We start from the raw sequence: 19,615 nt of genomic DNA on the forward strand, positions 1-19,615 counted from the left end.
TGCCCAGCATTCCCCGGCGACGGGGGGGGGGGGGGGGGGGGGGGGGGCGGCCCCCCCCCCCCCCCCCCCCCCCCCCGTCCGATGGATGTGGATGTGTGCCGAGCCCATGCTCCGGTACGGTAGATCCACGCCATGCGTGGATGCGCCGTGCCTTTGGCCTTCTGTAGAGCCGAGCCCATGCTCGGCTCCGGTAAGAGCAGCCGAGCATGGGCTCGGCTCTACAAAAACGATCGCGCGCCGTTGCCCCCGCTACAATGCAGCCCTTTTTTGCATGGAGCTGCACGATGATCTATCGCGGTTGGGGATTCATGACGCTGGTGACACCGATCGCGGTGATCCTGCTGCTGGCGTACTTCTTCCCGCACGAGGGCCCGAAGGGCAACATTCCGCTGCAGCAGGTGCTGCTGGGCGGTGGCATCGGTGCTGGCGTGAACGTGCTGCTGGGTCTTTGGCTGAACCGTGCGCCGCGGCAGAAGGGTGAGGCGGCACCGCATCATTTCTTCTTCGTGCCGATGCAGTGGGTGGCGCTGGTGATCGTGGCCGTGTGTGCGGTGATCGCGCTGCTGCGCTGAGGGGCGGTGCCTGCTGCTCTGGTAGATACCAATCTTGGTTGGCGTGTACCGTAGCCCCGCGTTGCGGCAACAAAAAAGGCCCCGGATCGCTCCGGGGCCTTTTCATTTCAACCTGCCGCCGGATCAACGATCCGGACGGTGTGCGGCTTCCGCGTCGCGCTGGCGCTCCATGAACTCCTTGGAGGGTTCATCCAGCTTGTCGCCCAGCATGCGGCGCACGACCACGAAGAACACCGGGATCATCAGCAGGCCCAGCAGGGTGGCGAACAGCATGCCGCCGATCACGCCGGTACCGATGGCGTGGCGGGAGTTGGCGCCGGCGCCGGTGGAGATGGCCATCGGGATCACGCCCATGATGAACGCGAACGAGGTCATCAGGATCGGGCGGAAACGCAGGCGGGCCGCTTCGATGGTGGCATCGCGCAGGGTCTTGCCCGCCGCACGCTGCTCCACCGCGAACTCCACGATCAGGATCGCGTTCTTCGCGGCCAGGCCGATCACCGTGATCATGCCGATCTTGAAGAAGATGTCGTTGGGCAGGCCGCGGATCATCGACAGGCCGATGGCACCCAGCACGCCCAGCGGCACCACCAGCAGCACGGCCACCGGAATCGACCAGCTTTCATACAGTGCGGCCAGGCAGAGGAACACCACCACCACCGACAGCACCAGCAGCAGCGTCGCCGCGTTGCCCGCCAGGATTTCCTGGTAGGACATGCCCGACCAGTCATAGCCGTAACCGGCCGGCAGGTCGTTGGTGACGATGTCTTCCATCGCGGTCATCGCTTCACCCGAGCTCTTGCCCGGGGCCTGCGAGCCGACGATGTTGATGGCCGAGTAACCGTTGTAGCGGCTCAGCGACGGCGGTGCCGACACCCATTCCGACTTGACCACCGTGTTCAGCGGGATCATGGCGTTGGTGCCGTCGGCATTGGTGGTCAGGCTGGAGGGGCTGTAGAAGCTCTTCAGCGATTCCTGGCCGGTGCGGTACGGCGCGTCGGCCTGCATGGTCACGCGCTTGATGCGGCCCTGGTAGAAGAAGTCGTTGACGTACACCGGGGCCAGCATCAGCTGGATGGTGCTGTACACGTCCGACACCGACATGCCCATCGACTGCGCCTGCACGCGGTCGACATGCAGCGCCAGCTGCGGGGCGTTTTCCAGGCCGTTCGGACGCACGCCGACCAGCTTGTCGCTTTCCTGTGCGGCCTTGCCCAGCAGGATGTTGCGCGCCTGCGTCAGCTGTTCGTAGCCCTGGCCACCACGGTCCTGCAGCCACATGTCGAAGCCGCCGAACTGGCCCAGGCCCTGCACGGTCGGCAGGTTGACCACGAAGATCTGCGCTTCCTTGATGCCGTAGAACGCGCCGTTCATGTTCTGGATGAACTCGGGCACGGTGACCTTGCGGTCGGCCCACGGCTTGAGGCGGATGAAGCCCATGCCGACGTTCTCGCCCGAACCGACGAAGCTGAAGCCAGCGATCTGCATCAGGCCTTCGTAGCCTTCCTGGTCCTTCAGGATGCCGCGCATCTGCGAGAAGACTTCGTTGGTCTGGCCCTTGGTCGAACCCGGCGGCAGCTGCACGATGGCCAGTGCGTAGCCCTGGTCTTCTTCAGGCAGGAAGCTGCCCGGCATGCGGGTGAACAGGAAGCCGCACAGCGCGGTCAGCACCACCGCCAGGATCATCCAGCGCGGCGCATGCTTCACCGCCGAGGTGATGTGGCCGACGTAGGTCCCGCTGATCTTGTCGTAGTACTTGTTGAAGGTACGGTAGACGATGTTCGGGTTGTCGTTGTGGGTCGGCTTCAGGAACGTCGCGCACAGGGCCGGGGTGAAGCCCAGCGCCAGGAACGCGGAGAACGCCATCGAGATGGCGATGGTCAGCGCGAACTGCTTGTAGATCTCACCGGCCGCACCGCCCTGCAGGGCCGAGGGGATGAACACTGCTGCCAGCACGACGGTGATGGCCACCACCGCGCCGGTGATCTGGGTCATCGCCTTCTGCGTGGCCGGCTTCGGCGCCAGGCCTTCCTCGGTCATGATGCGTTCGACGTTCTCGATCACCACGATCGCGTCATCGACCACGATGCCGATCGCCAGCACCATCGCGAACAGGGTCAGCTGGTTGATGGTGAAGCCGATCAGCCACATGCCCAGGAAGGTACCAAGCAGGGCCACCGGGATGACCAGGGTGGGGATGATCGTCGCGCGGAAGTTCTGCAGGAAGATCAGCATCACCAGGAACACCAGCAACACCGCTTCGAACAGCGTCTTGACCACTTCCTCGATGGAGATCTTGACGAAGGTGGTGCTGTCGTACGGCGAGAACCAGCTGACGCCGGCCGGGAAGCTCGGCTGCAGCTCGTCCATCTTGGCGCGCACGGCATCGGCCACGTTCAGGGCGTTGGCGCCTGGCAGCAGCTGGATGGCGAAGGCGCCGGCGGCCTGGCCGTTGTACTGGGTATCGAAGCCGTAGTTGTTGGCACCGAAGGCGACGCGGGCGATGTCCTTGAGCAGCACGCGCGAGCCGTTGGCATTGGCGCGCAGGATGATGTTCTCGAACTCTTCAGGCGAGCTGAAGCGACCTTCGGCCGAGACGGTGGCGGTGAAATGACCATCCGGCGAGGGATCCGAACCCAGCGAACCAGCGGCGAACTGCACGTTCTGCGCGCGCACGGCAGCCAGCACTTCGCTGGCCGACAGGCCGTAGCCCTGCATCTTTTCCGGGTTCAGCCAGATGTTCATGGCGTACTCGGAACCGAACTGCTGGGTGCTGCCGACGCCGGGGATACGCGAGACCTGGTCGAGCACGCGCGAGCCGACGATGTCGTTCAGGGCGTCACGGCTGATGGTGCCGGTATCCGAACGCAGGCCGACCACCATCAGGAAGCCGGCGTTGGCCTTGGCCACCACCACGCCCTGCTGGGTCACTTCCGAAGGCAGTCGCGGCGTGGCCAGCGACACCTTGTTCTGCACCTGCACCTGGGCGATGTCCGGATCGGTACCGGTCTCGAAGGTCAGGGTGATCTGCGCACGGCCGTTGGAGGACGAGGACGAGCTGAAGTACAGCAGGTGATCGATACCGGTCAGCTGCTGCTCGATCACCTGGGTGACCGATTTTTCAGTGGTGTCCGCGCTCGCGCCCGGGTAGGTGGCCTGGACGGTCACCTGCGGCGGGGCGATGTTGGGATAGGACTCGACGCCGAGGTTGAGGATCGCGATCACGCCGCTGAGCGAGATCAGGATCGCAACCACCCAGGCGAAGACTGGATGTTCGATGAAAAATTTAGGCATGACGGAAGGTTCCCGTTACTGCTTGTTCGATTCGGTGGCGGCCGGCTCGGCCTTGTCGGCCGCCTCGGGCTTGGCCGGCGCCTTGTCGGCGCCGCCTGCAGCTGCCGCTGCCGGGGCTGCACCGCCGGCGGCGGGCTGGCCGTTGGCGTCCTGGCCCGGAGTCCAGGGCTTGGCCGTGGCCGGCGCCCCTTCCTTGACCTTCTGCACGCCTGCGACCACGACCTTGTCGCCGGCGGCCAGGCCGTCGCTGACCATCCAGTTGCCACCCTGTGCGCCTTCGGTCTTCACGTTCTTGCGCACGACCTTGCCGTCGGCGCCGACCACCATCACGAAGCCGCCGGCGCTGTCACGCTGCAGGGCCTGCTGCGGAATCAGGAAGGCGTTGTTGCGCTCGCCCAGGTTGGCCTGGAAGCTGACGAAGGCACCCGGCAGCAGGATCTTCTGCGGGTTCGGCAGCACCGCGCGCAGCGAGACCGCACCGGTGGTCGGGTCGACCGTGGTCGAGGAGAAGTCCAGCGTGCCGGCTTCACCATAGGCGGTGCCGTCGGACAGCTTGACGTTGACGGTGGCCTTGCCGTCGCCGGACAGGGCCAGGGCGCCACGGGCCTGCTGCGCACGCAGCTGGCTCAGTTCGTCCACGCTCAGCGAGAAGTTCACGTACAGCGGGTCCAGCTGGTCCACGGTGGTCAGCAGGGTCACGTCACCCTGGCCGACCAGGGCACCTTCGGTGACCTGCTGCTTGTTGGCCACGCCGCTGATCGGCGAGGTCACTTCGGCATAGCCCAGGCTGATGCGCGAGGAGGTGACCGAGGCTTCGGCCTGCTTCACCGCGGCCAGCGCGGTGCGCTCGGCGGCTTCGGCGCTGTCCAGGTCGGACTTGGACACGTACTGCTGCGGCGCCAGCGAGCGGGCGCGGTCGGCGGCGACCTTGGCGTTGGCATAGGTCGCGCGGGCCGAGGCCAGCTGTGCTTCGGACGCGTTGAGGCTGGCGCGCAGCGGCGCCGGATCGATCAGGAACAGGGTCTGGCCCTGCTTGACCTCGCTGCCTTCCTGGTAGACGCGCTTGAGCAGCACGCCCGGCACGCGCGCGCGCACGTCGGCGCTGCGGAACGGCGACAGGCGGCCGACCAGTTCACGCTGCAGCGGCAGGGTCTGCGGCTTGGCGTCGATCACGCCCACCTCCGGCGGCGGGGGCGTCTGCTGTTCCGGCTTCTTGCAGGCGGCCAGCGCGACAGCAACGGCGCACGTCAAGGCAAGGGTGCGGAGTGGGGCGGTCATCAGGAGGAACTCCGGGGTTGGTTTGTAGTGGGGGCCGGCGACGGCGTTGGCGCGAACGCGCGCAGGAAGCTGTCGACCGAGAATTCTGCCCAGCGCCGACGCAGCTGCGCGTCATCGCGATGGGGGGTATGGAAACGCTGTTTGTCGAAATCCTGACCGGCGATCATGCTCAGCAGCAGTTCGGCCATGAAGTGCGGGTCGTCATGCCGGAGCTGGCCACGCATGCAAACGGTTTCAATCCATTCAGCAAGATGAAGCGTCAAAGCGCCGGCACCATGCCGGTACAGCGTACGCGCCTCGTCGGGGAACTGCGCGGCATCGGCGGCGATCACCCGGCAGGCCTGTCCCACGTGCGGCTGGTTGAAATGCTCCAGGAAGTCGATGGCGAACTGCAGAAGGCTGGCACGCAGGTCGTCAGTGCGGAGTGCACGAACCATGGCCCCGGTGGCGTGGCCGACGTGGCGCTGCATCACCCGCCGCAGCAGATCCTGCTTGCTGCCGTAGCGCGAATACAGCGTCTGCTTGGAGCAGCCGGCGTGCTGGGCCACCGCATCCATGCTGATCTGCATGCCCTGGTGGGCCAGCAGTTCGCGCACGGCATCGAACACGCGCTGATCGCGCGCATCCAGGGCAGCGGGGAGGTAGGCCGGGTTCACGCGGTGGACTATACCGTCCAGTTCAGGATTGTGGAATCGTGCCAATAGTCCTGTCCGTCCTGACAGCGGAAGCTGCACGCGCTTATTCCGGTAACACGGTTTGCCGATCCTGTCGGTAACGCGATGCTGGTGGTGGACGCCATACCCGTGCGAACTGAATAGGCGTCTAAACCGCAGCAAACCCGGCATTTCATTATTCCGTCCTGCAGCAAGGCCTTTTCCTGCAACAGGGCTACAATTTCATTTTCCCAACTGAGCAAGCGCCTCGCTCTGCCATGAAACCGCAAAAAACCGCAGCCAAGACCGTGAAAAACAAAACCAAGCCAGCTGAGTCGGAGGTCGCAGTGACCGCTGGTTTCTCCCTGGAGCCGGTGTACACGGCCTTGCGCAAGCGTTACCCCGCGGCCGCGCAGGCCGAGGCAGTGGCATTCGCATCCGCCTTCTACAAGCGCATGGAGTCGGACGAGTTCCCGCACCACACCGCTGAAGAGTGGGCGGCGCTGGCGGCAGACACCCTGGAGTTCGCCCGTGCACGCAAGGCCGGCAAGGCCAACGTGCGCGTGTTCAACCCCACCGCCAAGGCCAATGGCTGGGAATCGCCGCACACCGTGCTGCAGATCATCAACGACGACATGCCGTTCCTGGTCGACACCGTGACCATGTCGCTGGCCGAGCAGGGCGTGGGCGTGCACGTGCTGGGCCACCCGGTGCTGCGCTTCACCCGCGACAAGGCCGGCAAGCTGGCCAAGGTCGGCGAGGGCGATGCCGAGTCGGTGATGCTGATGGAGATCGACCGCCAGCCGGCCGAAGCCATGGCCGCCATCGAGCAGGCCATCAACAAGGCGCTGGATGAAGTGCGTGCCATCGTGCGCGACTGGCAGCCGATGAAGGACAAGGCGCTGGCGCTGGCCGACGACTTGGGCAGCCGCACGCTGCCGGTCGACGATGCCTCGCGTGCCGAAGCACAGCAGTTCCTGCGCTGGGCCGCCGACAACCACTTCACCTTCTTCGGCTACCGCGAATACCGCGTCGAGAAGCAGGGCAAGGAAGAAGTGCTGGCGCCGCTGAACGACACCGGCCTGGGCCTGATGCGCGGCAAGGACAAGTCCGCCGCCCGTCCGGTCAAGACGCTGGCCGCGCAGGGACTTAACACCACGTCCGGGCTGAAGGACGCGCTGATCCTGACCAAGACCAATGCCCGTTCGCGCGTGCACCGCGCCGGTTACATGGACTACATCGGCGTGCTGGAGTTCGACGCCAAGGGCAAGATCATCGGCGAGCAGCGCTTCCTCGGCCTGTTCACCTCCAGCGCCTACAACCGTCGCCCGTGGGAAATCCCGCTGGTGCGCCAGCGCCACGAATACGTGATGACCCAGTCCGGCCTGGCCCCGGCCAGCCACAGCGGCAAGGCCCTGCGCCACATCCTGGAAACCCTGCCGCGCGAAGAACTGTTCCAGTCCAGCGAGGACGAACTGTTCCGCACCGCCATGGGCGTGCTGGGCCTGCAGGAGCGCGTGCGCAGCCGCCTGTTCCTGCGCCGCGACAAGTACAGCCGTTTCATCTCCGCGCTGGTCTACCTGCCGCGCGAACGCTTCAACACCGACGTGCGCCTGCGCATCGAAGCGATGCTGAAGGAAGCGCTGCACGGTGAGTACGTCGACAGCTCGGTCGTGCTGGGCGAATCGCCGCTGGCCCAGGTGCACCTGATCGTGCGCCCGAAGCCGGGCGAAATGCTCGACGTCGATACCGCCGAACTGGAGCAGAAGCTGGCCCAGGTGCTGCGCAACTGGCAGGACGACCTGCGTGAAGCGCTGGTCACCCGCCATGGCGAGACCGAAGGCCTGCGCATCGCCGCCCGCATCGGCAAGGCGCTGCCGGCCGGCTACATCGAAGACAACAGCACCGCCGTTGCCGCCAACGATGTCAGCCAGCTCGACGCCCTGACCGGCCCGGACGACCTGCGCCTGAGCCTGCAGGCCGTGCCGCGCGAAAGCGGCGATGGCCTGCGCCTGAAGCTGTACCGCCAGCTGGATGACATCCCGCTGTCGGACGCGCTGCCGATGATGGAAAACATGGGCCTGCGCGTGATCGCCGAGCGTCCGTACCGCCTGTCGGTCGACAACGCCCCGGTGTACGTGCAGGACTTCGAGGTTGAATCGACCGCCGGCACCATCGACGCCTGCCGCGTCGATGAAGCCTTCGGCGAGACCTTCGCCCGCGTCTGGCACGGCGATGCCGAGAACGATGGCTTCAACCGCCTGGTGCTGGCCGCCGGCCTGCACTGGCGCCAGGTCGCCATGCTGCGTGGCTACTGCAAGTACCTGCTGCAGACCGGCGTACCGTTCTCGCAGGCCTACGTGGAAGGCACCTTCTCGCGCTACCCGCTGCTGGCCCGCCTGCTGGTGGAACTGTTCGAAGCCCGCTTCGACCCGGCGACCGGCCACGAGAGCAAGGACGACATCGCGGCCGGCCAGGCCCAGCTGAAGGCCCACTTCGATGTGCTGGCCGCCGGCGACGACGCCACCCTGAAGGTGCTGAAGACCGTGGTCGACGCCCGCAAGGGTGACCGCGATGCGCAGATGCAGGCCGCGCGCGAAGCGCTGCTGAAGCTGATGGACCGCGTGTCCAGCCTGGACGAGGACCGCATCCTGCGCTCGTTCATGGGCGTGATCGACGCGACCCTGCGTACCAGCTACTACCAGACCGACGCCAACGGCCAGCACGGCCACGTCATCAGCTTCAAGTTCGATTCGGCCCTGGTGCCGGACCTGCCCAAGCCGCGCCCCTACCGCGAAATCTTCGTCTACGGCCCGCGCGTGGAAGGTACCCACCTGCGCTTCGGCGCCGTGGCCCGTGGCGGCCTGCGCTGGTCGGACCGTCGCGAAGACTTCCGCACCGAGGTGCTGGGCCTGGTCAAGGCGCAGATGGTCAAGAACACCGTCATCGTGCCGGTCGGCGCGAAGGGCGGCTTCTTCGCCAAGACCCCGCCGGTGAACGGTGATCGTGATGCGGTGTTCGCCAACGGCGTGGCCTGCTACAAGCTGTTCATCCAGGGCCTGCTGGACATCACCGACAACATCGTCAACAACAAGATCGTGCCGCCGGTGGATGTCGTGCGCCACGACATGGACGATCCGTACCTGGTGGTGGCGGCCGACAAGGGCACCGCGACCTTCTCCGACATCGCCAACGGCCTGGCCATCGCGCACGGCTTCTGGATGGGCGATGCGTTCGCTTCCGGTGGCTCGGTCGGCTACGACCACAAGGGCATGGGCATCACCGCGCGTGGTGCGTGGGAATCGGTCAAGCGCCACTTCCGTGCGCTGGGCCGTGACAGCCAGAGCCAGGACTTCACCTCGGTCGGCGTGGGCGACATGTCCGGCGACGTGTTCGGCAACGGCATGCTGCTGTCGCGCCACATCCGCCTGGTCGCTGCGTTCGACCACCGCCACATCTTCCTGGACCCGAACCCGGATGCGGCCACCTCGTTCGTCGAGCGTGAGCGCATGTTCACCGTGCCGCGTTCGAGCTGGGCGGACTACGATGCCAAGCTGATCAGCAAGGGCGGCGGCATCTTCCCGCGCACTCTGAAGTCGATCGAGATTACCCCGCAGGTGCGTGAAGCGCTGGGCCTGGACGAGAACGTCAAGGCGATGTCGCCGAACGACCTGATGAGCGCGATCCTGAAGGCGCCGGTCGACCTGCTGTGGAACGGCGGCATCGGTACCTACGTCAAGGCCGCCAGCGAGCAGCACAGCGATGTCGGCGACCGTGCCAACAACGCCCTGCGCGTGAACGGTGGCGAGCTGCGCTGCAAGGTGGTGGGCGAGGGCGGCAACCTGGGCATGACCCAGCTGGGCCGCATCGAAGCCGCCCAGGCCGGCGTGCTGCTCAACACCGACTTCATCGACAACTCGGCCGGTGTCGACACCTCCGACCATGAAGTCAACATCAAGATCCTGCTCAACGATGTGGTGCGCGCCAAGAAGCTGACCGTCGAGCAGCGCAACAAGCTGCTGGCGTCGATGACCGACGAGGTCGCCGACCTGGTGCTCAATGACAACTACCGCCAGAACCAGGCCCTGAGCCTGATGGAGCGGATGGCGGTCAAGCGCCTGGGTTCCAAGCAGCACTTCATCCGCACCCTGGAGCAGCAGGGCCTGCTTGATCGCCAGATCGAGTTCCTGCCGTCCGATGCCGAGCTGTCGCAGCGCAAGGCACGCGGCCAGGGCCTGACCCGTCCGGAACTGTCGGTGCTGCTGTCCTATTCCAAGCTGGTGGCGTTCGCCCAGCTGCTGGATTCGGACATCCCGGAAGATCCGTACCTGTCCAAGGAACTGCAGCGCTACTTCCCGACCCCGCTGCAGAAGAAGTACGCCGACGCGATGGAGCGTCACCGCCTGAAGCGCGAAATCATCGCCACGGCCGTGACCAACCAGACCATCAACCGCATGGGCGCCACCTTCCTGATGCGCATGCAGGAAGACACCGGCCGCACCATCGCCGAGGTCGCCAAGGCGTACACCATCAGCCGCGAAACGCTGGATGCCCGCGCGCTGTGGGCGCAGATCGACGCCCTCGACGGCACCCTGCCGGAGTCGGTGCAGATCGACGCACTGGAAGTGATCTGGAAGCTGCAGCGTTCGTTCGTGCGCTGGCTGCTGTCGCGCCCGGGCCCGATGCCGGGCATCACCGAGGCGGTCAACCGCTACCAGGGTCCGTTCAACGACATCCGCGTTGCTTCGGGCGTGCTGCCGGATTCGCAGCGTCCGACCTACGAAGCCCTGGTGGCCGAGTGGAAGGAAAAGGGCCTGCCGTCCGCGCTGGCCCAGCAGCTGGCCGAACTGCACTTCCTGGAGCCGGCGTTCGACATCATCGAACTGGCCCGCACCCGCAAGCTGAAGCCGGTGGACGTGTCGAAGATCCACTTCCGCCTGGGCGATGCCCTGCAGCTGCCGTGGCTGTTCGAGCAGATCGACGCGCTGGAGGTCAACGGCCGCTGGCACGCGGTTGCCCGTGGCGTGCTGCGTGACGAACTGGCCGCGCACCACCGCAACCTGGCCGGCCAGGTGCTGGGCACCAAGGGCAGCAGCGCTGAAGCCAAGGTCGCCAGCTGGATCGGTCGTGACGACAGCAGCCTGCGCTTCACCCTGTCGATGCTGGCCGAACTGGCCGAGCAGAAGACCCTGGACTACCCGACCGTTTCGGTCGCGGTGCAGCGCCTGGGTCAGCTCGCGGCACATGGTGCGTAAGTGATGTAACGCCGGGCTTCGCCCGGTGAGCGTGAAACGGAACGGCCCCGCGAAAGCGGGGCCGTTCTGCGTTGGGGCCGCCGTTCGACGGGCATGGCCCGGCACTACCGGGGCGCGGGGTTCCAGGTAGCGCAGGGCCATGCCCGGCGAGCGCAGCGGCGCTCGGTTATGCTCTTGGCCAGCCTTCCCCCCGGATCCACCGATGAGCGACACCCCCCGCATCGCTTTCCTGGCCAGCACCACCGAAGCGGCGCAGATGGCCCGCGCGGCGATGGTTTCCCGCTACGGCGACCACGCGCCCGACCAGGCCGACGTGCTGTGCCCGCTGGGCGGCGACGGCTTCATGCTGCAGACGCTGCACCGGCACGGCCGCCTGGGCAAGCCGGTGTTCGGCATGAAACTGGGCACCGTCGGCTTCCTGATGAACCAGTACCGCGCCGAGGATGACGTGGTCGCGCGCATCGCCCGCGCCGAGCCGGCCAACCTGCGGCCGCTGGAAATGGTGGCGTTGACCGAGTCCGGCGCGAGCACCGGTTCGTTGGCCTACAACGATGTCTCGCTGCTGCGGCAGACCCGTCAGGCGGCGCACATCGGCATCGACCTCAACGGCCAGGAACGGGTGGCCGAGCTGATCGGCGATGGCGTGCTGGTGGCCACCCCGGCCGGCAGCACCGCCTACAACTATTCGGCGCACGGCCCGGTGCTGCCGCTGGGTTCGCACACCATCGCGCTGACGCCGTTGGCGCCGTACCGGCCGCGGCGCTGGCGCGGTGCCATCCTCAAGGCCGACACCGAAGTGCGCTTCCGCGTGCTCGATCCCTACAAGCGCCCGGTCAGCGTCACCGCCGATTCGCACGAGACCCGCGACGTGGTGGAAGTGACCATCCGCGAGTCGAAGGAGCACCGGGTCACCCTGCTGTTCGACCCGGAACACAACCTGGAAGACCGGATCCTGAGCGAACAGTTCGTTTTTTGACGACAATACGCTGCCGGCCCCCGCCGATCGCTTGAAGGACCCCCACCGATGGGCGACAACTCCCCCCGTCTGCTGACCGTCGCGGTGACCTCGCGCGCGCTGTTCGACCTGGAAGAAAGCCATGCGCTGTTCGAGAGCGATGGCGTGGCGGCGTACGCCGAGTACCAGCGCCAGCACGAGGACGACATCCTTGGTCCCGGCGTGGCGTTCCCGGTGGTGCGCAAGCTGCTGGCACTGAACCAGGGCGCCAGCCCGGAAAACCCGCGGGTCGAGGTGATCCTGCTGTCGCGCAATTCGGCCGACACCGGCCTGCGCATCTTCAATTCGATCCAGCATTACGGGCTGGGCATCATCCGTGCGACCTTCACCGCCGGTGAGCCGACCTGGCCCTACGTGAAGCCGTTCGGCACCGACCTGTTCCTGTCGGCCAACCCCGAATCGGTGCGCAGTGCGCTGCGGCATGGCATCGCGGCAGCGACCATCCTGCCCAAGCCGCCGGGCGAGACCGCCGCGGCCGCGGCCGACCAGATCGACATGGGGCGCCCGGCCGGCCAGCTGCGCATCGCCTTCGATGGCGACGCGGTGATCTTCGGTGACGAGAGCGAGCGCATTTCGCGCGAGCAGGGGGTTGAAGCGTTTGGCCGCCACGAACGCGAGCGCGCCCGCGAGCCGCTCAGTGGCGGTCCGTTCCGCGGCTTCCTGTCGGCGCTGCATACCTTGCAGGAAGTGTTCCCGGTCGGCGACAGCGCACCGATCCGCACCGCGCTGGTGACTGCGCGCTCGGCACCGGCGCACGAGCGGGTGATCCGTACCCTGCGCGAGTGGGGCGTGCGCCTGGACGAGGCCCTGTTCCTGGGTGGTCGCCACAAGGGGCCGTTCCTGCAGGCCTTTGGTGCGGACATCTTCTTCGATGATTCGCAGCACAACATCGACAGCGCCCGCGAACACGTGGCCGCCGGCCACGTCCCGCACGGCGTCGCCAACGAGGGCTGAGCCCGGTAGCGCCGGGCCATGCCCGGCGAGCGCAGCGGCATGGGGCTACGGGCTGCCCGACATCCCCAGCTGCAGGTCCACCACCTTCCAGCGCAGGCCCTGCGGTTCCAGCACCACTCTCATCGGCGGTTCGCCCGGGCCGCGCTGCACGTCCACCACGAAGCGGTCCAGCGCTTCGAAATGATGCTCGGCGTTCTTCAGTGGCCGCGCCGGTTCGGTCGCGCCGAACGCATCGCCGCCCTGCAGTTCATTACGGCCACGCTTCCACAGCACGTGGCCCTGCAGCATCGCGCCGATGCCGGTCGGCGTGACCATGGTGTCCACCGCCGCGCCACCCAGCTGGTCACCCAGCCCGTACAGCAGCGCGCCAAACGGGCTGGACGCCACGTCCGGCCCGGCCTGCCGCACCAGGTAGTCGTTGAGCTGCGCACGCAGGCTGCTGCGCACCCGCGGGAAGTCCACGTAGCGCTCCAGGCGCGCGGTATCGCGCTGTTCGATCGCCTTGGACAGGCCATGCACGGCCAGGTACGGGCCGCTGAACCACCAGGCCACGACGGCCAGGGCGAGGGCAAGCAGGATGCCGATGAGCTTCTTCATGGTTCCCAGACTGCCGCAACTGCGGGCGCCGCGGGTTAAGCGTCAGTGACTGGGCGAGCCGCTGCCATCGCCGAAGGCCGCCACCAGGCGCTGCCGCTCGGCGCCCTGCAGCGCCTGCACGTGGGTCTGCAGCACCTGGTCCAGGCTGGAAACGCGGGTGGTGCCAAGGATGCCGCTGGCCACGCCGGGGTGCTGCAGCACATAGGCAAAGGCGGTCTGGGCCGGGTGCTGGCTGCGCACCGAGGCCACCGCTTGGCGCATCGCGCGGGCGCTGCGCATCAGGGCGCGGCTGCTCGGCTTCAGCCAGGTGCGCGCGAGGTACCAGGCGTCGGCCAGCCGTGGCAGGCGCGGACGGGCTGGCAGCAGGTGGCCCTGTACGAGCACGGTCCCGGCCAGCACGCCGATGCCCGCCGCGTGCAGCTGGTCGATCAGCGGCTCGCGGTCCTGCTGCAGGGCGTTGTAGTCCAGCAGCACCACGTCGAAGGCTTCGGGGTGCTCGATCATCCAGCGCAGCGTGCTGGCCGAATGGGTGTTGATGCCGGTATGGCGGACCAGCCCGCGCTCGCGCAGGCGCTGCAGCGCGGCCAGCAGCTCATCGTTGATGTCGTGCTCGCTGGCGCCGTGCAGCTGGTAGATATCCAGATAGTCCAGGCCGAGGTTGCGCAGCGAGGCCTCGCAGCTGGCGGTGATCGCCGCGGCGGAGAAATCGCGCTGCTCGGCGCCGCTGATGCCTGCCTGGCCGGTCAGCGTGCCGCCCTTGCTGGACACCACCAGCGACTCGCGCGGCACGCGCGCCAGCAGCGGGCGCAGGATACGGCCCAGGCGCGGTTCGGCATGGAAGCCGGAATAGTTGTGGCCGGTGTCGAGCAGGTTCACGCCCTGCGCCAGCGCGTGTTCGACCACGGCGGCCGCGTCGCTCTCGGCGAAGCGGCGGTGGCCCCAGAAGCCGGAACAGCCCAGGCCGATCGGCGAGACCTGCAGGCCGGTGCGACCCAGCAGGCGCCGCTGCCGGGCCAGGGGCAGTTCCTGCGACATCAGAATTCCAGGTCCAGCGCAGCGCAGAGGTAATCGACGAACGGGCCCAGTGCGGCCAGGTCCTTGCCCAGAGTGGAGAGCAGGCGCGGGCCGGTCATGGTGTCGTCGTCCAGCGTGCGCCACATCACCCAGTTGCGGTGCTTGAGGTCGTCGATGAACTCGAAGTCGGCCGGGAAGCCGCGCGGCGGCCGCACCAGCTTCTCGGTCTGCTCGAAATCGAAGCGCTTGCGCAGGGCGGGCTCGTGCGCGGCTGCCTTCCAGCTGCCCGGGTTGTCGAGGATGAAATGGCGGATGCGCCGCTGCGTGTCCGGCTCGGGGTGCCACAGGCCGGCGCCGACGAAACTCTCGCCCGGCTGCAGGTGGATGTAGAACGAGGGCGCGGCCACTTCGCGGCGGCGCTCGTGGAACAGGCGGGCACCCTGCCAGGTCTTGTACGGCGACTTGTCGTGGGAAAAGCGCGCGTCGCGGTGGATGCGGAACAGCGAGCCGCCGACACCGCGCGTGTCCGCACGGAAATGGTCGCTGACTTCGGTCAGCGCCGGCTGCAGGTCACCCAGCAGGCGCAGGAACGGCTGCCGCACATGGTCTTCGTACTGCTGGCGATGGTCGTTGAACCAGGTCTTGTCGTTATGCCGCGCCAGGCTGCGCAGGAACTTGAAACTGGCGTCGGAGAAATACGTGCTCACAGCGTCTCCTGCAGGTGGTGGCCCCAGTCGCGCAGCGACTGCAGCAGGCCGGTCCGGCGCGCGTCATCGGGCGCTTCGGCGGCCAGCGCGTCGATCTGCTGCTGGTACTGGGGCAGGTTCAGTTCGCCCAGGCCGCTCTCGCCGAGCAGGCGCTGGCGGCGGTAATCCTGCCAGCGCTCGCGTTCAGCCGGTGCGAGGCTGTCGGGATGGTTGCGTGCGCGGTAGCGGAACAGCAGCTCGGGCAGGCGCGGGTCGCGGAAGCGGCCTTCCAGCGCGGCCAGCTGCTGCGGCGCGCTGGTGCGGGCCAGGGCCAGCAGCGGCTTGTCGCCGGCGCCGAGGAAGCCGTCATACAGCGAAGCATCCACGTCGGATACGGTGGCCGGCCGCGGCTGGTTGAAGACCTGGCGGGCCTTCTCGGCCAGCTGCGCGGCAACCTCGCGCAGGCGCTCGGCCTTGGCCTCGATCGCCGCCACGTCCAGGCCCAGGCGGGCGTGGTCGTCGGCGCGCAGGTGGTTCCAGGCGACCAGCGCCGGAACCTTGTTCAGATGCACTTCCTTCAGCGGCACGCGTGCCACGCCTTCGGGCAGTTCGCTGGCGCGCATGTACAGGCGCTGCGCGATCACGTCGGCCGGCAGCTCCAGCAGGTCGTCGATCTCGCCGTCCAGGTCGAACACGATCACCCGGTTGTTGATGGTCGGGTGCATGGCCAGCGGCAGCACCGGCGCGGCGCACAGGCGGCTGGCCGGGTAGCGCATGGAAATGTGCAGCACCGGCTTCATCGCCGCCACGTCCAGCAGGCTGCCGACGAAGCGCTTGTCGCGCAGCTTCAGCGCGTACTCCCACAGCCGCGGCTGCGACTGCTTGAACAGCCGCGCCATGCCGATGGTGGCGCGCACGTCCGACAACGCCTCGTGGGCATCGCCTTCGCGTACGCCGTTGGCCTCGGCCAGGTGCTCCAGCTTGAACGAGGTGGCGCCATCCTCGCGCAGCGGCCACTGGATGCCGTCCGGGCGCAGGGCGCGCATCATCCGCAGCATGTCCAGCAGGTCCCAGCGCGAGTTGCCGTTGCGCCACTCGCGCTCGTAGGGATCGTGGAAGTTGCGGAACAGCCCGTAGCGGATGAACTCGTCGTCGAAGCGCAGGGTGTTGTAGCCCAGCGCACAGGTGCCGGGGCGCGACAGCTGCTCGTTGATGCGGTCGAAGGCCTCGGCTTCGCTGATGCCTTCGGCCATCGCCTGCTGCGGGGTGATGCCGGTCACCAGGGTCGCCATCGGCGAAGGCACCAGGTCATCGGCCGGGCGCACGAAGAAGCTGACCGGCGTGTCGATCACGTTGAGATCGGCATCGGTGCGCATCGCCGCGAACTGCGCGATGCGGGTGCGGCGCGGGTCCTGGCCGAAGGTTTCGAGGTCGTAGAACAGGAAGCTGTCGGCCATCAGTGTGCGCCCTCCAGGACTGGCAGCTGTGCGTGGATCTGCGCTTCCAGCGTGGCCCAGTCGATGTTGTCCAGTGAATCATGGCCGGCCGTGGCCGCTACCAGCAGGTCGCGCTGGATCTCCGTGCGGCGCAGCGCTTCGGCATACGGCGTGTGCAGGAAGGTGACCATGGTGTAGTGCGGCACGAAGCGCGTCGGCCAGCGCCGCTGCAGTTCCTGTTCCAGCTCGCGCTGCAGCAGGAAGGCCGGGTCGGCCACGCGGTCGCGCATTTCCAGGTAGTTCTCCAGCGCCATCTGCTGGATCGCGCGCGCGTTCGGCTTGCGCTCGGCCTCGAAGGCGGCGAACGCACCTTCCAGATCGTCGGCGTCGTGCAGGTGCCGCGCCAGCGCCACGCAGTCCTCGAAGGCGCAGTTCATGCCCTGGCCGTGGAAGGGTACCATCGCGTGCGCGGCATCGCCGATCAGCACGGCGCGGCCGGCCTGGTGCCAGCGATCCAGGGTGAGCGTGCCGAGCAGGCCGGGCGGATGCTGTTCCCAGTCCGCGCGCAGGTTCGGGATCAGCGGCAGCGTATCGGCAAACTCGCGGGCGAACAGTGCCTCGGCCTGCGCACCGGTGTTGACCGTGGCAAAGCTGGGGTCGCCCTTGTTCGGCAGGAACAACGTGACGGTGAAGGTGCCTTCGTGGTTCGGCAGGGCGATGCACATGTAGTGGCCGCGCGGCCAGATGTGCAGCGCATTGCGCTCGATGCGGAAGCTGCCGTCGGCCGCAGGCGGGATTTCCAGTTCCTTGTAGGAATGGTCGAGGAAGGCGATGTCCTCACCCAGCGGCGCACGCCGGTTCATCGCACCGCGCAGCGCCGAGCCGGCACCGTCGGCACCGATCAGCGTGTCGAAACGGATGTCGTGCGGGCTGTCGTCGCGGTCATCGATGAAGCGCGCGTAGCCGGCATCGAAATCGACGGTGTGCAGGCGGCGGTGGAAGTGCACGGTGGCGCCGGCCTGTTCGGCCAGTTCCAGCAGCGTGGTGTTCAGGTCGCTGCGGTGGATCGACCAGATCACTTCGCTGTCGTCGCGGCCGTAGCGCTGCAGCTGCGGTTCGCCCTCGCGCGGGTGCACCATGCGTCCGCGCATCATCACCGCGCGGGCCATCACCTCGTCTTCGACGCCGGCCTGGCGCAGCGCGTTGCGGCCGCGCTCGGCCAGTGCCAGGTTGATCGAGCGGCCGCTTTCGTAGTCGGCCACGCGCGGATCGCCGCGGCGCTCGTACAGGGTGATGCGCCAGCCCTGCCGTGACAGCAGGATGGCCAGCAGGGAGCCGGCCAGGCCGGCGCCGATGATGCTCAACGAGCGGGATGCGTGTGCGATCAACGAACTGTCCAGAAGCAGGGGAGGGGGCGGCTTACAGGCCGGCCCAGGCTTCCACTTCCTCGACGAAGTGGTGCACGTCCAGGTAGCGGTTGTAGAGCGGGGTGGGCGAGATGCGGATCACGTCCGGTTCGCGCCAGTCACCGAGCACGCCGATGGCGCGCAGGTGTTCGAACAGGGCGCGGCCACGTTCGCGGCCGGCGAGCACCCGCAGCGACAGCTGGCAGCCGCGGCGTTCCGGTTCGGACGGAGTGACAATGTCCAGCACCTGCGGCAGGCGCGCGCGCACCAGCGCATCGAGCAGGCCGGTCAGGGCCAGCGACTTGCGGCGCAGCGCTTCCATGCCGGCACGCTCGAACAGGTCCAGCGATGCGCGCAGCGGGGCCAGGCCAAGGATCGGCGGGTTGCTCAGCTGCCAGCCTTCGGCACCGATGGCCGGGGTGAACTGCGGCGCCATCTGGAAGCGGGTCGCTTCATCGTGGCCCCACCAGCCGGCAAAACGCGGCAGGGTGGTGTCGCGGTGGTGGCGTTCGTGCACGAAGGCACCGGCCACGGCGCCCGGGCCGCTGTTGAGGTACTTGTAGTGGCACCACACGGCGAAATCAGGCGCGACGTCGTGCAGGTGCAGCGGCAGGTTGCCGACCGAGTGGGCCAGGTCGAAACCGATGCGGGCGCCCTGCAGGCGCGCGAGACGGGTGATCGCATCGAGGTCGAAGGCCTGGCCGGTGCGGTACTGCACGCCCGGCCACAGCACCAGCGCCAGGCGCGCGCCGTGCTCGCCGATGGCGCGCTCGATGGCGGCCATCGAAATCGTGCCGTTGGCTTCGTCCGGCTGCACTTCCACCAGGCAGTCCGCCGGGTCGAACCCGTGGAAGCGGATCTGCGCTTCCACCGCATGGCGGTCGGTCGGGAACGCGCCGGCTTCCATCAGGATGACCGGGCGCTCGGTGGTGGGGCGGTAGAAGCTGACCATCATCAGGTGCAGGTTCACGCTCAGCGTGTTCATCGCCACCACTTCGCTGGGCAGCGCACCGACCACGCGAGCCAGCTGTGCGCTGACCAGGCGGTGGTAGGACAGCCACTGGGTGGGGCCGGTGAAGTGGCCTTCCACGGCCAGATCGCCCCACTGCTTCATCACTTCCTGCACGGCGGCCTGCGCGCCACGCGGCTGCAGGCCCAGCGAGTTGCCGACGAAGTAGGTCTGTTCACCGCCGCCATGGCGCGGAATCAGGAATTCGTTACGCAGCGGGCGCAGCGGATCGGCGGCGTCCAGGGCGATGGCGTGGGTGCGGCTGAGCAGGTCGGACATGGTCGGGCAACAGGCTGCAACGGGGCTGCCAGTGTAGCGCCTGGGGCTGGCGTGATGCCGCGCGGTGCGCTCGCCGGGCATGGCCCGGCGCTACCTGGGAATCACGCGCACCGGTAGCGGCGGGGCCGGGCCCGCGGGGGGATAAGGCGGGGGCATGCCGGGATCGT

The 19,615-nt window shown here is 67.6% G+C and carries 13 protein-coding genes; 4 read left to right on the forward strand and 9 right to left on the reverse strand.

All coding sequences use genetic code 11. From position 1 onward, the window contains the following. Positions 1 to 284: 284 nt before the first annotated feature. Positions 285 to 572 (forward strand): hypothetical protein, encoded by a 288-nt coding sequence (locus tag IAE56_RS15960; RefSeq protein WP_108769273.1) that lies wholly within the window; start codon positions 285 to 287, stop codon positions 570 to 572. 123 nt (positions 573 to 695) lie between these two features. On the opposite strand, the gene IAE56_RS15965 is transcribed toward IAE56_RS15960, so the two are convergent. From IAE56_RS15965 to IAE56_RS15975, 3 genes are read right to left on the reverse strand one after another with little or no spacing between them, the layout of a single operon-like run. Continuing rightward, the gene (locus tag IAE56_RS15965) at positions 696 to 3,866 is read right to left on the reverse strand and encodes a multidrug efflux RND transporter permease subunit (protein ID WP_108769272.1); all 3,171 of its coding nucleotides are present in this window, start codon (positions 3,864 to 3,866) and stop codon (positions 696 to 698) included. Positions 3,867 to 3,881: 15 nt separating this feature from the next. Beyond that, entirely contained in the window at positions 3,882 to 5,144 is a 1,263-nt protein-coding gene (locus IAE56_RS15970) for an efflux RND transporter periplasmic adaptor subunit (protein ID WP_108769271.1), read from the reverse strand. After that, positions 5,144 to 5,800 (reverse strand): TetR/AcrR family transcriptional regulator, encoded by a 657-nt coding sequence (locus tag IAE56_RS15975; protein ID WP_108769270.1) that lies wholly within the window; start codon positions 5,798 to 5,800, stop codon positions 5,144 to 5,146. Before IAE56_RS15975 ends, IAE56_RS15970 begins: the two co-directional genes overlap by 1 nt. Before the next feature lie 275 nt (positions 5,801 to 6,075). Here IAE56_RS15975 and IAE56_RS15980 point away from each other — a divergent pair, with 275 nt between their 5' ends. The 3 genes from IAE56_RS15980 (at position 6,076) to IAE56_RS15990 (ending at position 13,021) form a co-directional block, all read left to right on the forward strand. Next, the gene (locus IAE56_RS15980; protein ID WP_200753199.1) at positions 6,076 to 11,052 is read left to right on the forward strand and encodes an NAD-glutamate dehydrogenase domain-containing protein; all 4,977 of its coding nucleotides are present in this window, start codon (positions 6,076 to 6,078) and stop codon (positions 11,050 to 11,052) included. Positions 11,053 to 11,254: 202 nt separating this feature from the next. After that, the gene (locus IAE56_RS15985; RefSeq protein WP_116863280.1) at positions 11,255 to 12,028 is read left to right on the forward strand and encodes an NAD kinase; all 774 of its coding nucleotides are present in this window, start codon (positions 11,255 to 11,257) and stop codon (positions 12,026 to 12,028) included. 48 nt (positions 12,029 to 12,076) lie between these two features. Continuing rightward, positions 12,077 to 13,021: a 5'-nucleotidase gene (locus IAE56_RS15990; RefSeq protein ID WP_108769267.1), complete on the forward strand. Its 945-nt coding sequence runs from the start codon at positions 12,077 to 12,079 to the stop codon at positions 13,019 to 13,021. Between the two features lie 45 nt (positions 13,022 to 13,066). Here the strand turns inward: IAE56_RS15990 and IAE56_RS15995 are convergent, their stop codons facing one another. The 6 genes from IAE56_RS15995 to kynU are packed head-to-tail and all read right to left on the reverse strand — an operon-like array spanning position 13,067 to position 19,448. After that, positions 13,067 to 13,618 carry a DUF2939 domain-containing protein gene (locus IAE56_RS15995; protein ID WP_200753200.1) on the reverse strand — a complete coding sequence of 184 codons (552 nt, stop codon included), beginning with the start codon at positions 13,616 to 13,618 and terminating at the stop codon, positions 13,067 to 13,069. Between the two features lie 42 nt (positions 13,619 to 13,660). Further along, positions 13,661 to 14,653 (reverse strand): aldo/keto reductase, encoded by a 993-nt coding sequence (locus IAE56_RS16000; protein WP_200753201.1) that lies wholly within the window; start codon positions 14,651 to 14,653, stop codon positions 13,661 to 13,663. Next, a complete protein-coding gene (locus tag IAE56_RS16005; protein WP_200753202.1) occupies positions 14,653 to 15,339 on the reverse strand; it encodes a DUF2461 domain-containing protein in 687 nt (228 codons plus the stop codon). The genes IAE56_RS16000 and IAE56_RS16005 overlap by 1 nt, the downstream gene beginning before the upstream one ends. Continuing rightward, positions 15,336 to 16,775 (reverse strand): exodeoxyribonuclease I, encoded by a 1,440-nt coding sequence (gene sbcB, locus IAE56_RS16010; protein WP_164075103.1) that lies wholly within the window; start codon positions 16,773 to 16,775, stop codon positions 15,336 to 15,338. Before sbcB ends, IAE56_RS16005 begins: the two co-directional genes overlap by 4 nt. After that, positions 16,775 to 18,142, reverse strand: coding sequence for an NAD(P)/FAD-dependent oxidoreductase (locus tag IAE56_RS16015; RefSeq protein ID WP_200753203.1), 1,368 nt, complete (start codon positions 18,140 to 18,142; stop codon positions 16,775 to 16,777). The genes sbcB and IAE56_RS16015 overlap by 1 nt, the downstream gene beginning before the upstream one ends. A gap of 31 nt (positions 18,143 to 18,173) precedes the next feature. After that, positions 18,174 to 19,448, reverse strand: coding sequence for a kynureninase (gene kynU / locus IAE56_RS16020; protein ID WP_164075105.1), 1,275 nt, complete (start codon positions 19,446 to 19,448; stop codon positions 18,174 to 18,176). Positions 19,449 to 19,615: the final 167 nt, after the last annotated feature.

The organism is Stenotrophomonas sp. S41, assembly GCF_016624625.1.
GTDB lineage: Bacteria > Pseudomonadota > Gammaproteobacteria > Xanthomonadales > Xanthomonadaceae > Stenotrophomonas.

What these genes read in the sequence shown, in the direction of transcription:
- IAE56_RS16000 (WP_200753201.1), bottom strand. Translation starts at nt 14,653, where the DNA reads ATGTCGCAGGAACTGCCCCTGGCCCGGCAGCGGCGCCTGCTGGGTCGC.
- kynU (WP_164075105.1), bottom strand. Translation starts at nt 19,448, where the DNA reads ATGTCCGACCTGCTCAGCCGCACCCACGCCATCGCCCTGGACGCCGCC.
- sbcB (WP_164075103.1), bottom strand. Translation starts at nt 16,775, where the DNA reads ATGGCCGACAGCTTCCTGTTCTACGACCTCGAAACCTTCGGCCAGGAC.
- IAE56_RS15990 (WP_108769267.1), top strand. Translation starts at nt 12,077, where the DNA reads ATGGGCGACAACTCCCCCCGTCTGCTGACCGTCGCGGTGACCTCGCGC.
- IAE56_RS15965 (WP_108769272.1), bottom strand. Translation starts at nt 3,866, where the DNA reads ATGCCTAAATTTTTCATCGAACATCCAGTCTTCGCCTGGGTGGTTGCG.
- IAE56_RS15985 (WP_116863280.1), top strand. Translation starts at nt 11,255, where the DNA reads ATGAGCGACACCCCCCGCATCGCTTTCCTGGCCAGCACCACCGAAGCG.
- IAE56_RS15980 (WP_200753199.1), top strand. Translation starts at nt 6,076, where the DNA reads ATGAAACCGCAAAAAACCGCAGCCAAGACCGTGAAAAACAAAACCAAG.
- IAE56_RS15960 (WP_108769273.1), top strand. Translation starts at nt 285, where the DNA reads ATGATCTATCGCGGTTGGGGATTCATGACGCTGGTGACACCGATCGCG.
- IAE56_RS15995 (WP_200753200.1), bottom strand. Translation starts at nt 13,618, where the DNA reads ATGAAGAAGCTCATCGGCATCCTGCTTGCCCTCGCCCTGGCCGTCGTG.
- IAE56_RS15970 (WP_108769271.1), bottom strand. Translation starts at nt 5,144, where the DNA reads ATGACCGCCCCACTCCGCACCCTTGCCTTGACGTGCGCCGTTGCTGTC.